This window comes from Enterococcus sp. DIV1337a, assembly GCF_051712285.1.
Classification (GTDB): domain Bacteria; phylum Bacillota; class Bacilli; order Lactobacillales; family Enterococcaceae; genus Enterococcus; species Enterococcus faecalis.
The window spans coordinates 2416938-2432631 of record NZ_JBIOOP010000001.1 but is presented as its reverse complement, the minus strand read 5'-3'; the positions used below and the strand labels follow the sequence as shown (position 1 = coordinate 2432631).

The following is a 15694-nucleotide window of genomic DNA, read 5'->3' as shown; positions in this document are numbered from 1 at the left end:
TCGTAAAAAATTTACGGAGTAGCTATTTTATTGAGAGTTTGAAAAGTTGCTTGAATTTTTTTTGTCTCTAATTCTTTGCCAATTAGAACAATTGTCGTTTCTTGGGATGCTTGATTCGTCATTTGAAAGGCCACTTGCTGGTTGACGCCTTGCATGGCAATGGCCAAGTCATGCTCCTGTAAGGCGAGAATCCCTTTGAAACGGTATAATTTTTCCTGATGCGTGTACATTAACCAATCAAGCCAACGAGTGAAAAGAGGTTCGTTGAGGGCTGCGGACGCCGTTAGCGTGAGGGAGTGAAAGGTATGGTGATGATGCTCGTGGGCGTGCTCATGCGGGGAATGAGTCATTTCGTGTTCTGTAAGAGTTGCCGTAAACTTGTTTAATTGAAAAAAGTCACTTGCTAAAAGAGGCTCGTTGGCTTGAAAGGATAAAATATCAGCAAAAGGATTAATGGTACGAAGGGTTTTTTGAAACGTTGGTAGCTGAGTAATGTCTGCTGGTTCCTTGACAGAAAAAAAGAGGCGATCTGCTAAGGCCAGTTGTTTGATGGCTTCGGTTTCTTGAAGTTGCTGTTGCCAATGATGCCCGTCAACGACCGTTAAGAGACTGTCTATATAGAAATGATTTTTGATGTGCGGGGTCGTTAAAATTGTTTGAATGATTGGTTGCGGATCAGCAATGCCTGTTGTTTCTAAAATGACTTGGGCAATGGGTTGTTGTTCTTCTTGATACACTTCTAAGATTGCTGATAAAGAGGCAAGAAGATCTCCTCGTAAGCTGCAGCACATGCAACCGTTATTTAATTGAATAATTCGTTCCGTGGTTTGTAAAAGTAATGCGTGGTCAACGCCTGTTTGACCAAATTCATTTTCAATAATAATAATTTCCTCTTTAGGAAACGGTGATTGCGCAAGCGCATGGTTAATTAAGGTTGTTTTTCCTGCGCCTAAAAAGCCAGAAACAATGGTGATTGGAATGCCCATCAAGTTTTCCTCCTGTTATTTGACTTCAGTGAAAAGTGCGCGGCGCCGTAATTTTGGTGAATATTTTTTCAGCTGTAATTTTTCTGGTGTATTTCGTTTGTTTTTACTTGTTAAGTAAAGGCGCTCGCCAGTTTCAGCGCAAGCTAACGTAATGGTTTGGCGCATAGTACCGTCCTCCAATTTGATTTTTTTAATTGCGTATAAAAGATAAAGGGGGCTGCGAGGTCAGCCCAAATGCGACTGTCCTCGCTAGTTGTCTTTATCGAAATAATGAGTTACCAGCTTGCTTTTTTGACGCCAGGAATCAAGCCTTGGTGAGCCAATTCACGGAAACGAATCCGAGACATGCCAAATTTACGCATGTAGCCACGTGGGCGCCCATCTGTTTGATCGCGGAGTTTTAAGCGACTTGGACGAGCATCTTTTGGCAATTTGCTAAGACCTTCATAATCGCCAGCTTCTTTTAAGGCTTGGCGAATAGGCGCATATTTTGCAATCATTGCTTGTTGTTTTTTTGCTTTAGCAATTTTTGATTTTTTAGCCATAAGGCACTTCCTTTCTTTTTGGATTTATAAAATCTAAATCGTAATGGTTACGATTTGAACGGAAGTATATTATCAGGTGTTACGTTGTTTGTCAAGTGAGAATTTTGTTTTTTTTAGGACTTGCTAAGTTGAGAAGTTGGAAATGTTTGTTTTAACGCTGTTTTGTAGTATCTTTTAAGAAAGAGTAAAAAGGAGTGAAGATGGCAATGGTAGAACGTTTGACGATTATTCGTGGTGTGGAAAAATTTGAATTACAAACGAAAACGGCGCGCTGGGTGCTAGCAAAAGAAGAGGGATATTCGCCAGTTCAAATGCTTGTTTCGGCAATTGGTGCTTGTGGCGGTTACGTGTATCAATCCGTTTTGGAAAATTCACACATTCCCTTTGAGTTTGAAAAAATAGAGGTCACATATTCAAGAGAAGCAGAGAGACGAGCGCAACCATTAAAACAGGTGGCGATTCACTTTTATGTGGCTGTTCCAGAAGCCTTTCAAGCACGGGCGACACGGTGTTTAAAGCTTGTCTCCCCAAACTGTCCAGTGATTCAATCATTAGCTGAAAGAATTACTGTCGAAGAAACAGTTGTATTTAAAAAGTAAACCATTAGAGACATTATCGTTACGAGCGCTTTTCCCTTTTTGGATGCCTCGTTTCTGAGAATGTCTTTTTTTAGAGGAGCGTGGGGAAATAGCTGTAGAAACAGGAAATTTTTAATTCATTTGTACAAAATAATACAGACAAAAAACAGATAGTGTTTTTTTTACAAATAAAAAGGTTGCTTTTTTTTCTGTTTTAGTAGATGATGTAAGTAGTTACATCTCTGGTATGAAGCTGTTTTTAGAAACGTATGTTATTTTTTAATTCGTAATAGTTTTTTTTAATTGTTTCACAGAATTACTTTAATTGTTATACAGTTTTTTTAGTTGTTACAGTTTGTTTGTCGGCCTTTAGGAGGTAATCATGATTGAGTTAGTGAATGTGTCGAAAGTCTATCAAGAGACACACGCGTTAAAAAATATTCACTTTTCTGTCCAACTAGGAGAAATCGTTGGGATTGTTGGGAAAAGTGGCTCTGGCAAGTCCACGTTGTTACGTTTGTTGAATTTAATGGAACAACCGAGTGAAGGGGAAATTCGCATTGATGGCAGAAATGTTCAAACCTTCTCTAAAAAAGAAGTCCGCCAGCAGCAGCAACAAATGGGGATGGTGTTTCAGCATTACAATTTGTTAGAAAATTTGAAAATTTATGATAATGTTGCGTTGCCTTTGAAACTTTTAAAAGAGAGACAGCCTGAAAAAATTGAGCGTTTATTAACGTTTGTTGATATGGCTCATAAGGCAGAGGCGTATCCTGCTCAGCTTTCTGGTGGGGAAAAACAGCGTGTCTCTATTGCCCGAGCATTGAGTCGTAATCCCAAATGGTTATTATGTGACGAGGCAACGAGTTCATTAGATGAAGAAAATACAGAAAGTGTCGTTCGACTATTACATAAGACGCATCAGGAATTCCGACCGACTATTTTCTTTGTCAGTCATGAATTAGAAACCGTGAAGCGCTTATGTAATCGTATCTTAGTGATGGAAAAAGGTCAGTTAATTGGCGAATTTCTGAATAATCCTCAGCAATATGAGGAAGAACCGCTTTCCTATTTAGAAAAAGTGGAAAGGAGTTTGCGCCCATGACTTTTTCAGAAACCTTTGCCGAATATTGGCCATCTATGCTGGTCGGCTTAAAAGAAACAGGGATTATGATGTCGATTTCGATGGCTATCTGTTTGCTTATCGGCTTGCCTTTAGGCTTGGGACTATTTTTGGCTAATCCGAAAGTCAAAGGGCATCAACCTTGGCTGTACTGGGTTTTAAATTTCATTGTAACTGTTATTCGCTCGTTTCCTTATTTATTATTTGTGATTGCGTTGATTCCAGTTACTCGTTCTGTTTTAGGAAAGGCGTTTGGCCCAATTCCTTCATCTGTGCCATTGAGTATTGTTGCGATCGCGATTTTTGCTCGCTTGGTTGAACAAGTGCTGTTGGATGTTCCAGAAGAAATTTATTTTTTAGCTAATTCGTTAGGTACCTCGAAAGTCCAATACATTTGGCACTTTTTATTGGTGGAAGCACGTAGCGGATTAGTCCTTGCTTACACAACCACGACAGTGAGTATGGTTTCATATTCCACGGTGATGGGTGTTGTTGGTGGCGGCGGGATTGGCGATTTCGCAGTTCGTGTCGGGTATCAACGGTATGAATACGGTATTATGTATGTTGCCATTGTGATTATGATTGCACTGGTCTTCATTTTACAAATGCTTGGGAACTTCATTGCCCAAAAACTAGACAAAAGAAAGTAGGAGGACAAAAGAATGAAGAAGTTTTATTTAGCAACATTCGCTGTTATTGCAACAGTCATTTTAGCTGCCTGTGGGGGAAATAAACAAGCAGACCAGAAAGAAGACAAGGAGATTACCGTTGCTGTACAATTGGAATCTTCAAAAGATATCTTGGAGATTGCCAAGAAAGAAGCTGAGAAAAAAGGGTACAAAATTAACATTATGGAAGTGAGCGACAACGTTGCCTACAATGATGCCGTGCAACATGACGAAGCGGATGCCAATTTTGCCCAACATGAACCATTTATGGAAATGTTTAACAAAGAGAAAAAAGCTGATTTAGTGGCTGTTCAACCGATTTATTATTTTGCAGGTGGTTTCTATTCAAAAGAATACCAAGATGCGAAAGATTTACCTGAAAATGCCAAGGTGGGGATTCCTAGCGATCCAACCAATGAAGGTCGGGCTTTAGCAATTTTAAATGCAAACGGCGTGATTAAATTAAAAGAAGGTGTCGGCTTTAACGGTACGGTTGCAGATGTCGTGGAAAATCCTAAAAACATCACTTTTGAAAGCATTGATTTACTGAATTTAGCTAAAGCCTATGATGAAAAAGACATTGCTATGGTGTTCTGCTACCCAGCCTACTTAGAACCTGCTGGTTTAACAACGAAAGATGCGATTTTGTTAGAAGATGAAGAAGCAAGTAAACATTACGCATTACAAGTTGTGACACGTAAAGGCGAAAAAGATAGCGAAAAGATCAAGGTTTTAAAAGAAGCGATGACAACAAAAGAAGTTGCTGAATACATCAAGAAAAATTCTAAAGGCGCCAATATTCCTGCGTTTTAATGAAAAGAAAAAATGAAGCCTCTTTTTTGAGAAGCTTCATTTTTTTCTTTTCCTTGATTTATAGTATAGTTAATAGGAAGGGGGTGCCGGTGTGGTCGAATTATTTATTTTAATGATGGAACGGGTGGGCTTAATTATTTTACTGGCCTTTCTTTTAGTGAATGTCCCTTATTTTAAGCGGGTTTTATTAAGTCGTGAAAAAATGTCTTCAAAAGTTCAGTTGATTTTGATTTTTGGTTTATTTGCTATTATTTCTAATTTTACAGGTATCGAAATCGCTAAGAATCAGATTGTTCCAAATAATTTGTTAACCTATTTAAGTAGCAATGCTTCCATTGCGAATACGCGTACGTTAGTAATTGGCGTTTCTGGATTAGTGGGTGGCCCGATTGTCGGCAGTACGGTTGGGTTAATTGCTGGCTTTCATCGGGTTATTCAAGGCGGAGGCCATAGTTTCTTTTATGTGCCTGCTTCTTTAATTGTTGGTTTAATTGCTGGTTTTTTAGGGAGCCGCATGGCAAAGCAAACCGTTTTTCCGTCTGCGGGCTTTTCTGCCATTGTCGGGGCGTGTATGGAAATGATTCAGATGATTTTTATTTTCTTTTTTAGCGGTAATCTAGCGGACGGGGCCACGTTGGTTCGTTTTATTGCGCTGCCGATGATTTTGTTAAATAGCGTAGGAACGTTTATTTTTATGTCGATTCTAACGACAACATTGAAACAAGAAGAGCAGGCCAAAGCGGTTCAGACGCACGATGTTTTGGAATTAGCAGCGGAAACACTGCCTTATTTTCGAGAAGGCCTCAATAAAAATTCCAGCAAAAAAGTCGCGGAGATTATTAAGCATTATACAAAAGTCAGTGCGATTAGCATGACAAACAGTCATCAAATTTTAGCTCATGTTGGCGCAGGAAGCGATCATCATATTCCAGAGCTAGAAGTCATCACGGAGCTTTCTCGAGAAGTGTTACGGACGGGCCAAATGACTATCGCGCATGCCAAAGAAGAAGTCGGTTGTTCGGACCCTAATTGTCCGTTGCAAGCGGCGATTGTGATTCCATTATTTTCCCATCAGCAAATTGTTGGCACCTTAAAAATGTACTTTACGGATCCAGCGCAGTTAACGCATGTTGAGGAACAGTTGGCAGAAGGTCTTGGGACAATTTTTTCTTCACAAATTGAATTAGGTGAAGCGGAAGTACAATCAAAATTACTTAAAGAAGCTGAAATTAAATCCTTACAAGCGCAAGTGAACCCGCATTTCTTCTTTAATGCCATCAATACTATTTCCGCATTAATGCGGAAAGACAGCGAAAAAGCGCGGAAACTATTGCTCCAATTAAGTAAATACTTTCGAGGCAACTTGCAGGGAGCCGTGCAAACTACGATCCCAGTTTCACAAGAACTAGAACAAGTAAAAGCCTATTTATCATTAGAACAAGCACGGTTTCCGAATCGTTATCAAGTAACATTTGACGTTGAAGAAGCGGTTGCTTCAGAAAAAGTACCGCCGTATGCGATTCAGGTGTTAGTAGAAAATACCATCAAGCATGCATTCGGCAGTCGGAAGGAGAACAATCAAGTCCGGGTAGTGGTCAAAGCAAAACAACACAAATTACATGTGGATGTGTATGACAATGGGCAAGGGATTCCCGAAGAACGCCGCTTGCTATTAGGAAAGACGACAGTGACTTCGGAAAAAGGAACCGGTACGGCACTGGAAAATCTGTCCCGCAGAATGGCGAACCTTTATGGATCGGAAGGTTGTTTTTTAATTGAAAATTTAGAGACAGGCGGGAGCCATGTTCATTTAGAAATCTCGATGGAACAGGAGGAGTTAGATGCACGTATTAATCGTTGATGATGAACCTTTAGCACGAGAAGAATTGAGCTATCTTGTTTCCCAACATCCGCAAGTAACTAGCGTTGCAGAGGCGGATTCTGTGGCGGAGGCAATGGAAGAGATGATGGATCAAAAGCCAGATTTGTTATTTTTAGATATTCATTTGACCGATGAAAGTGGGTTTGATTTAGCGGAAAAACTAACCCATCTTAAAAAAGCGCCCTATTTGGTCTTTGCAACCGCCTATGATCAATATGCGTTAAAGGCGTTTCAAGTGAATGCAAAAGATTATATTTTGAAACCTTTTGAGGAAGAAAAAATAACACAAGTCATTGAAAAAGCATCGAAAGAAATGGGTCAAGCTGTCCCAGAAAACACTGCCGAAAAAGGACCAAAGTCTGAAGCAATACCTATTCAAGGGGAAGACCGCATTTATCTTGTTGCGCCAGAAGATATTTACCTCGTTTCTGTCGAAGAACGGCAACTGAGCATTTTTGTGGATCAACAAGTTTATAAGATGACAGGGACACTCAATAGTATCGAACAAAAACTACCTGCCACGCTCTTTATTAAAACGCATCGAAGTTTCATCTTGAATCGAACAAAAATTCAAGAAATCCAGCCGTGGTTTAATAACACGTTGCAAGTAATTTTAACCAACGGCTCAAAAGTACCTGTTAGCCGTTCATACGTCAAAGAATTTAAAGAAAAACTTGGCTTAAGTTAAAAAATCATCACTTGAAATGTCGAATGCATTTCAAGTGATGATTTTTGCATTTGGTGAAGAAATTCTGGCATTTCATGAAAAAAAGCCCTTAAAAAAACGTTTTCTTTATATACTTAACCCATAGAAAACAGACAAAAGGGAGCGAAGAAGAATGGAAAAGAAAGTATATTCATTTTTACAACAAGCAGCAGTTTTTGCCATTATTATGTTAATCGCCAACGGTTTGGCGTTCATTTCCCCAATACCAATGCCTGCTTCAGTAATTGGCATGGTGTTATTGTTCATTGGTTTATGTACAAAAGTTGTTAAATTGGAGCAAGTGGAAGGGCTGGGTAATAGCTTATCGACGGTTATTACATTTTTATTTGTTCCTTCAGGGATTTCCTTAGTTAATTCTTTAGGGATTATGCAACAATTTGGCGTTCAAATTGTTTTTGTTATTTTAGTAGCAACACTAGCATTACTAGCAACAACTGGTTGGACGGGCGCCTTTTTATTGCATATGAAAGATGCTCGAAAAGAAAAAGAACCCGCAGCAACGAAGAAAGCGAAAGGAGAGGTTCGCGCATGAATCCGTATGTTGGCATTATTATTTCATTAGCTGTATTTGGCATAGGTACTTGGTTGTTTAAAAAAAGCAAAGGTTTCTTCTTATTTACGCCATTATTCGTTGCGATGATTTTAGGCGTTGTCGTTTTAAAAGTGACAGGAATTAGTTACGAGCAATACAATGAAGGTGGCAAATATATCAGCTTCTTTCTAGAACCTGCGACAGTGGCGTTTGCGATTCCTTTATATAAAAAGAGAGACGTGTTGAAAAACTATTGGTTAGAAATTTTAACGGCGTTAACAATTGGTTCTTTTGGTTCACTAGTGGCTGTTTATTTTGCAGGAAAAGTGATTGGCATGGATAATCATTTAGTGGCCTCAATCTTACCACAAGCAGCTACAACAGCGATTGCCGTACCTATTTCTCAAACTGTTGGCGGCATTGCTTCCATTACGGCGTTTACTGTAATCTTCAATGGTGTACTAACTTATGCCTTGGGCCGAATTGCATTGAAGTGGTTTAAGATTAACAATCCAATCGCGAAAGGTTTAGCTTTAGGTGCGGCCGGACATGCCCTAGGTGTAGCAGTTGGCATGGAAATGGGCGAAACAGAGGCTGCTATGGCTAGTATTTCTGTCGTAGTGGTTGGTGTAGTTACCGTTTTAGTGGTTCCTTTCTTTGCAACGGTCATTGGTCTATAAAAAAGTGGGCTTCCCCACTCTTTTATGAACAGCTAATTTTTATCAACTAGCGGTCTCTTCTTATTCTGTGAATGCTAGTTATCGCTAATCCGCAGGCTCGGAGTTAAAATGAGTGAAAAAAAGCCAACCTTATCCATAGTAAGGTTGGCTTTTGTGTTGTTTGCACGATTTTTTGAATATAGATAGGTCGGACTGGCCAGTCTTTTTATAGAATGGTTGCGCCTAAAGTGTGTTTAAAGTGGCGTAACGCCCATTCGTGTCCTTGTTCATCAAAACTAGCAACGGCATGCTCGGGAATCATTAATTGATAGCCTAAATTATAGGCATCGACAGCCGTATGCAACACACAAATATCTGTACAAACACCAGTTAAACAAAGCTCTGTAATTCCTCGTTCTCGTAACCGAATGTCCAAATCTGTGCCGCTAAAAGCAGAATAGTGTCGTTTGTCCATCCAATAAACGGTTGGCTCATTTTTGTGGGCTTGATAAAAATCAGCTAGCGAACCAAACAGATTGCGTCCATCAGTTCCTAAGACATTGTGCGGCGGGAAAAGTTTATTTTCAGGATGATAGTGATCCATGGGGTCATGCCCATCAATGGCAAAAACCACAAAATCGCCATTGTCAAAATAGTGCTTTGTTTGTTGCACAAGGGCTGTTTCAATGGCTTGCCCAGCGGCACCAGTGGTTAGTTTTCCGTCTGTAGCGACAAAATCATTCGTATAATCAATGGAAATCAGAGCTTTCATTTGGCAACCTCCTAAAGGTTAAAGTCATTTTGTTCATTTTACAGCTTTTAAGAGGGCATTTCAAATGATAAAAGTGCATCAAATTCTAAAAAAACTGTTTCAAAATAAACGCTTTGGCTGAAAAACATGCTATAATTTTGCTACAAATTAAAGCAGGTGAATAGAGTGAAAAGAAAATTCGTACGTTTTGTCCTTTGGTTGTTAGGAATCATTGTGGTTATTTGCTTAGGTGTGTTTCTCGCCTTTCAATTATCCCCTAAGCCTGGTGCTTGGGTCATCAATCAGTTATTCGCAGGAGAAGTTGAAATAAAAGATTCAGCTTCCTATGATAAAGCATTACCCAATGTCCAATTGCAAGAAAATCAAACATACCCGTCTTCAAGAAAAAAGAATACGTTTGATTTGTATTATCCCCAAGCATCAAAACAAGCGGTGCCAGTCGTCTTATGGGTCCATGGGGGCGGCTATGTGGGAGGAGATAAGTCTGGGATGAAAGAGTTTGCGACACGTTTAGTGGCTGATTCTGCAGTTGCCTTTATTTCAATGAATTATGAATTAGCGCCAGATGCACCTTATCCAAGCCAGCTCCAGCAGGTCAATGAACTTGTTCAATTTTTATTAGAAAAGAAACAAGCGTATCCCATGTTAGATTTATCTAAACTCTTTATTGGCGGTGATAGTGCGGGCGCGCAGATTGCTCTACAATATGCAACAGTTCAAACCAATGCCAACTACGCGAAAGAACTAGGCATGACTGCAGCATTGCCGGCTAACCATTTAAAAGGCGTGCTCTCGTATTGTGGTCCAGTGGATTTGAAACAAATGGCCAACCAACAAAGTGATGATCGTTTCATGAAATTTTTCGTCAAAACAGTGGCTTGGTCCTTGCTCGGCACTAAAGACTGGCAAACGAGCGCAGAGCTACAAGAAGTGAGTTTAGTGGATAAAGTCACCAAAGAATTTCCCCCGACTTATCTAACAGATGGCAATAGTTTTTCATTCCAAGATCAAGGACTAGCCTTGGTTCAGCGGTTAAAAACTTTAAATGTTCCAGTTTCAGCTCTCTTTTTCAAAGATAAGAAAGCAACAATCACCCATGAATATCAATTCGACTATCAAACAAAAGAAGCTAAACAATGTTACCAAGAAACAGCCCAGTTTGTGAACACGTATAAATAAACAGCGGCCTTAGAAATATTTCTAAGGCCGCTGTTTATTTGTTTTGTCATTTTTTTAGCAGAAAAACAATTATAAATTAAACAAAAATGTTTATTTAATGATGTTTACATGAGAAAAAATCCGTGCTATACTACGAACTCGTTTGTTAATTTTAATGTTAAAAAATAGCATTTTTGTTATTTTTGTGAATAAATTAACATTTTATCTTACGAAAAACAGTAAAAAATTCGTTTAGTTAACAAAAAGAAAATTAAAAAATAAATTTTTTTTTTGAAATTAAGAAAATATCTTTAAAAAAATCAGAAGAAAACTTCGTATACTTGAGCCATAGGTTGGTTGTGGAAAGTTTACTTCGAGGGAGGAGTGATGAAGTTAATGAAAAAGAAAATCGCTGTTTTATTGGCAACTTGTTTACTTGTACAACCATTTTTATCTGTTTCAGCGTGGGCGATTGAAGGGGAGCAACAAACGGAACGTACGCAGACACAGCCAAAAACAGCAGAAAGCAGTACAAGTGAAGCACCAAAAGAAAGCAGCACACATTCTATAGAACAACCATCAATGACGGCATCTAGTGCTATCACAGAAAAAGTAACCACCTCTTCCACAGAAACAAAACCAAGCGAAGAGCAGAAGCAAATCACGTTGACCTTTGAAACAACGGATCAAGCATTGTTTCTAAATGATGCCAAAAGTTATCAAGTGGTAAAAGAAAAAAATCAGCCACTTCGGGCAGAAGAACTACCAAAATGGGCGAATCGTGAGGAAAACTCCACTTTCGTTGGTTGGTCTTACCAAGGGAAAACATATACAAATGAAGAACTTCTTCAACTAGAGTTTTCAGAAGATACACAACTTACGGCTGTCTTTAAACAGAAATTGACTCGTATGGCCCGAGCCGTCTCAGTTGATCAATCAATTGCGGACACAATTGCCACTGCGGATAAAACAAAAGTGATTGTTGTGCCAAGTCCAGTAGGAGACGGAGCAGCGTACAAAGAATATGCATCGACAGAGGCTGGCTTGAAAGAAGCCTTGTTTGATTTATATCAACAGGGGAACAATGGCGATTTCACTCTTTATATAGGAACCAATATTACAACGAGTACGGCGACTACCGCAAAAGTGATTCCTGACACCGTTACGGCAAGTAATATGACTTTTTACGCCTTGCAAGGCAAGGTCAATCATTTAGTGATTACTGGAAATAGTGCGGATCCGATTAGTATGGATCAAACAGCACCAACTGGTTCTAAGACTTTAGGGTTTAATCAAAATATCTTTTTTGGCTCAAACATCACTTTGAGAAATCTAAGCTATACAGGTACGAATATGTATTTAAATGGTTACAGTTTGAACTTGAATGGCGGTTCTAGTGGAAACGGTCTGACCGTATACGGTGGAACGGATACAGGAGATGTTTCAGGAAACCCAACTTTAACAGTAAATAGTACAGGTACAGGGACATGGAATTTCTATGGTGGAAACCAAAATGGTGGTAATTTAGCTGGAAATCCTACGATTGTTATTAACAATACACGGAGCGGACTAAATACATTAAGTGGGGGCGCCAATATTGGGACAGTGACTGGGAATACTTCATTGGTTGTCAATGATTCTGGTGGCAGAATTGCTTCAATTTATGGGGGCGGTTATGGGACCAACGCAACCAACACAGCGAATGTTACTGGTAACGTCTCAACAAAGGTTGCAATTACGAATGCTGCTACAGGTTTCCAACTAAGTACGTATTATGGCGGTGTTCAATACGGAAATATTGGTGGAAAAGTAACAAACGATATTTCAGGATATGGCCGTTGGTACACAGCTGGTCAACGTTTTATTGGTGGCTCTTCCCGTGGCGATATAGGAACGAATCGTGCGACTGATGGAATTACTACAAATTTAAATACACAGTTATATAGTGCGGGTCGTGCAGATTTTGAAGGAGGCAACCAATATTCTGGAACGATTATCGGAGATATTACGAATGTAGTTACAGCAGGAACGAATACCGCTGGTGGTATTAATGATTTTAACGGCGGTGCTGGTAACAATGTTTCGAAATTTAACAAGAGTCAAATTGGAGCCTCAAATGAAGCAACGTATGATGCTTATACACCACAACAAAGAGCAGAATTAGCCAAATCAGCAGCAGCTTTTAAAGTTTTCGGAAATATTTCTTCTAAATTAGTCAGCGGTTCGTTTAATAATGGTGCAATTTACTCAACTGCAGCTGGCCGCGGCGGTTATATCGAAGGAAACACAACAATTGAAGTGGGAACAGCGAATGGTGACGGGTCTTTAGGTGGCGATGGTATGGCTTACTCAGGTGCAAAACCGACAAGCTTAGATTATTCAACGACCAATAAAAGTCGTGGGTATAGTTCAGGTTGGGATATTGTTGGTGGCGGCGGCTATCCTGCTAGTAATGATACTTGGGATATCTATATAAAAGGAGATACTAAAACTGTTTTAAATAATACCATTGCTCGCTGGACATATGGTGGCTCTTTTTCAGGTGTCGTTGAAGGCAACACTTCTAACACATTGAATGGCGGGATTGCTGATACATTAGAAGGAACAGGCTATCAAGCAGCTCGAGTTTATGGAAACGGTCAAACAATCGTTAATAATGGTCAAGTCGATTGGTTTCTTTCAGGCGGTGGCTGGAATGATGCCAAAAACGTCGGGAATGTCGGCGTAACGGTTTATGAAGGAGTAATTAATGCTTCGATGGGCGCTTCTTATGGAGCAAGCGGTGGCCATACAATTACTGGTAATTCAGATAACCGCATCTACGGAGGGGATTTCTCAGGAACTCCTCGGACAGGCGCAAACGGCTTTTCAGGTGGGATTACCAATGCTGGTTCACTTCTTGGAAATGCTAGCCTCTTAATTGATTTAAGAAACTACAACGGAGAGTTTAAGTTGCCTGGTAATACCTACATTACTGGTGGTCGGCCCTATGGTCAAAATACGACATTAGGAACGGATGAGTCAAATACAATTACTTTAAATATTTTCACTAAAACAGGTGTGGAATCTCTAAATGGGGCCAGCATTTACGGTGATGGTGGAACCAATGCTGCGTATACCAAGAACGGTAAGATTACAATGAATATTCAAGCAACAGGTTCTAGTATTGGAAATTTATATGCGACGCAGTATTCCAATATCAGTGGCGGAAAAATCTTACGTGATGTTACTGCAAATGTTCAAGGAGCAGTTAGTATTAATGGTTTATCCGGTGGCTCATCAACAGATAATTTTACTAATGCAATTGTGAATGCTAGTTCAAACAAAGTGGTCTTTAACTTTGGGGCCAACGTTGATGGCACCAATAATTATCAAACAGAACCCCTAAATGCGACAGGCTTAGGCGTTGTCAATTTTACGGAATTAAATGTCACCAACGGCATTAAATTAATGGCTAATGGTGGGAACATCAAAAATGGCGTTTCTGCTACTGCCGCGAATCATAGTACGACTTACAATGAATTCGGTTCAATTCATCTATCTAAAAATGCTGGAATTGGGATTACCAACACGGCCAATTTAATTTCAGCTAGCAAACTAACGGTTCAGGATCATGCAACATTAGAAACAATTCCTGGTACAGGTAAGGTAAACATTGCGGATTTTGAAGCTGTCGATCCAACAAAAGACGAACTTTTATGGATTAAACCAACGACAGATACAACTGCTTTAGTGGATAGTACAGGGACTTGGTTTGGAAATGTCAAAGCCTATCAGGTCTTAACGATTAATCCAACGGTCAATAATGCCACAAAACTTACGCCAACAACGTTCCGTGGGATTGAAAAAGCGACTGGAAAAACATTTATTGGCGATAACGATGTGACCAAGGGCGCCAATGGCTATGGGATAGCAATTCCTGGCTCCATCATCGATTACGAAGTGGAAACGCCTGGAATTGTGGCAGGTGCAGGAACTATTTCTCATGATGTAAAAGAGGTCAAAGCCGGCAATGCGCCGTTAACCTTACAAGCGTGGGGCACCGAAGTAGCTGGACAAAAAGTTCAAAAAGGGCGTTTGATGATTCCGACCTCAAGTACTTTAACACCAACCCTAAGCTTCCTTCCTGACGAAGTAACAGGTTCTTGGTTGCACCAAGGAACGGTTAAGTCTAGTGAAGTTGGGAGCGCGATAGAGCAAATTCCAGAGCAGAAAGATACCACCCCGCTTTCATGGAAAGCGACGAATACGAACTACAGTTATCAAGTGAAAGTTCAATTTTCAAATAAAGTGGAACTTTCAGGGCAATCGGTGATTGTCACAGAGGACGAAGCAGCGCAACTAACGACTGTTGATAAAGTAATGGAAATGCTCGGCGCAAAAGGTCGACCGTTTTTCAAGACTTCATTAAAAGAGACGGATTTACCACAAATTCAAGCGCCGTTAGCAGAAAAAAACCTATCGCGGACACATGATATTCAATTAGAAGCAGGGACGTCAGGGGATAATTTGCAAAACAAAACGGTTCATTTAGTCGTTGTGAAAAATGAAAGTGTGCTTGCCAAAGATCGTTCGTTTGCCTTGTATGCGACAAGTGCGCATTTGAAGTTAAAAGAAGCAAATGGCTTAGCGAAGTCAGATGAGTTGGCACAATGGACACAAGCAACGGTGATTTTCGCAGATGGTCGGGCCAATCAAACACCAAGTCTTGATGCCGCAACCTTCCAAGCTATTCAGCAAGCGAAACCAGAAGAATTAGCCAAAACGGTGCCAGCCAATTATCAATTTACAGAAGCTGGTGAAACGTTAAGTAAAAAAGTCAATGTGTCTATTTCAGGTGAATTAACGTTAGAAAAAGTACCTAAAACAATTGATTTTGGCAAACAAAAAATTTCTGCCAAGCCAGAAGTTTACTGGCCAACTCTTTCAGATGATTTAGTCGTTCAAGACACACGCGGGACAGAAAGTACGCCTTGGAAACTGAATGTTCAGGTAACTAATCCCTTAACGAACGGCACAGATCAATTGGAAGATTTGTCATTGGTTACAGACAAAGGAGAATTTTTACTCAATAAAGGAGATACGGTTGTTACAGAAAATGAAGGCTCCGGTTCAGGTAGTTATACAATTAACCAAGGTTGGGGTGCGGCAAACCAACGCGGACTTAAACTATCTGTGCCAGTCGAGAAACAAAAAGTTGGCGAATTCAAAGGGACATTGTCATGGTCATTAGTCATGGCACCATAACAAG

At 39.9% G+C, this 15694-nt stretch carries 14 protein-coding genes; 10 read left to right on the top strand and 4 right to left on the bottom strand.

Annotation, left to right across the window (positions count from 1 at the left end; translation table 11 throughout):
- Positions 1-11: 11 nt before the first annotated feature.
- The 3 genes from IGL49_RS11550 to rpsN all read right to left on the bottom strand — a co-directional run bounded on the left by IGL49_RS11550 (position 12) and on the right by rpsN (position 1531).
- On the bottom strand, positions 12-986 hold the full coding sequence (locus IGL49_RS11550; RefSeq protein WP_104854386.1) for a CobW family GTP-binding protein: 975 nt from the start codon (positions 984-986) through the stop codon (positions 12-14).
- Between the two features lie 15 nt (positions 987-1001).
- Complete coding sequence (gene rpmG, locus IGL49_RS11545; RefSeq protein WP_002354818.1) at positions 1002-1151, bottom strand: 50S ribosomal protein L33; 150 nt, start codon at positions 1149-1151, stop codon at positions 1002-1004.
- A gap of 110 nt (positions 1152-1261) precedes the next feature.
- Positions 1262-1531, bottom strand: a complete 270-nt coding sequence (rpsN, locus tag IGL49_RS11540; RefSeq protein WP_104854387.1) for a 30S ribosomal protein S14 — start codon at positions 1529-1531, stop codon at positions 1262-1264.
- A 200-nt stretch (positions 1532-1731) separates the two neighbouring features.
- On the opposite strand from rpsN, the gene IGL49_RS11535 reads away from it, so the two are divergent.
- The 8 genes from IGL49_RS11535 (at position 1732) to lrgB (ending at position 8534) form a co-directional block, all read left to right on the top strand.
- On the top strand, positions 1732-2130 hold the full coding sequence (locus IGL49_RS11535) for an OsmC family protein (RefSeq protein WP_164982933.1): 399 nt from the start codon (positions 1732-1734) through the stop codon (positions 2128-2130).
- Between the two features lie 361 nt (positions 2131-2491).
- Entirely contained in the window at positions 2492-3214 is a 723-nt protein-coding gene (locus tag IGL49_RS11530) for an ATP-binding cassette domain-containing protein (protein ID WP_104854388.1), read from the top strand.
- Positions 3211-3882, top strand: coding sequence for a methionine ABC transporter permease (locus IGL49_RS11525; protein WP_104854389.1), 672 nt, complete (start codon positions 3211-3213; stop codon positions 3880-3882). The genes IGL49_RS11530 and IGL49_RS11525 overlap by 4 nt, the downstream gene beginning before the upstream one ends.
- A 12-nt stretch (positions 3883-3894) precedes the next feature.
- Entirely contained in the window at positions 3895-4713 is an 819-nt protein-coding gene (locus IGL49_RS11520; protein ID WP_002375473.1) for a MetQ/NlpA family ABC transporter substrate-binding protein, read from the top strand.
- A gap of 91 nt (positions 4714-4804) precedes the next feature.
- Positions 4805-6574, top strand: coding sequence for a sensor histidine kinase (locus tag IGL49_RS11515; protein WP_104854390.1), 1770 nt, complete (start codon positions 4805-4807; stop codon positions 6572-6574).
- On the top strand, positions 6555-7283 hold the full coding sequence (locus tag IGL49_RS11510; protein WP_002367483.1) for a LytR/AlgR family response regulator transcription factor: 729 nt from the start codon (positions 6555-6557) through the stop codon (positions 7281-7283). The genes IGL49_RS11515 and IGL49_RS11510 overlap by 20 nt, the downstream gene beginning before the upstream one ends.
- A 151-nt stretch (positions 7284-7434) precedes the next feature.
- The gene (gene lrgA / locus IGL49_RS11505; RefSeq protein ID WP_002354829.1) at positions 7435-7854 is read left to right on the top strand and encodes an antiholin-like murein hydrolase modulator LrgA; all 420 of its coding nucleotides are present in this window, start codon (positions 7435-7437) and stop codon (positions 7852-7854) included.
- Positions 7851-8534: an antiholin-like protein LrgB gene (gene lrgB, locus IGL49_RS11500; RefSeq protein WP_002372721.1), complete on the top strand. Its 684-nt coding sequence runs from the start codon at positions 7851-7853 to the stop codon at positions 8532-8534. Before lrgA ends, lrgB begins: the two co-directional genes overlap by 4 nt.
- Positions 8535-8739: 205 nt before the next feature.
- Here lrgB and IGL49_RS11495 read toward each other — a convergent pair whose 3' ends face one another.
- A complete protein-coding gene (locus IGL49_RS11495; protein ID WP_104854391.1) occupies positions 8740-9285 on the bottom strand; it encodes a cysteine hydrolase family protein in 546 nt (181 codons plus the stop codon).
- A 165-nt stretch (positions 9286-9450) separates the two neighbouring features.
- Here IGL49_RS11495 and IGL49_RS11490 point away from each other — a divergent pair, with 165 nt between their 5' ends.
- A complete protein-coding gene (locus IGL49_RS11490) occupies positions 9451-10464 on the top strand; it encodes an alpha/beta hydrolase (protein ID WP_104854392.1) in 1014 nt (337 codons plus the stop codon).
- A gap of 366 nt (positions 10465-10830) precedes the next feature.
- Entirely contained in the window at positions 10831-15690 is a 4860-nt protein-coding gene (locus tag IGL49_RS11485) for a hypothetical protein (protein WP_164982932.1), read from the top strand.
- Positions 15691-15694 lie beyond the last annotated feature (4 nt).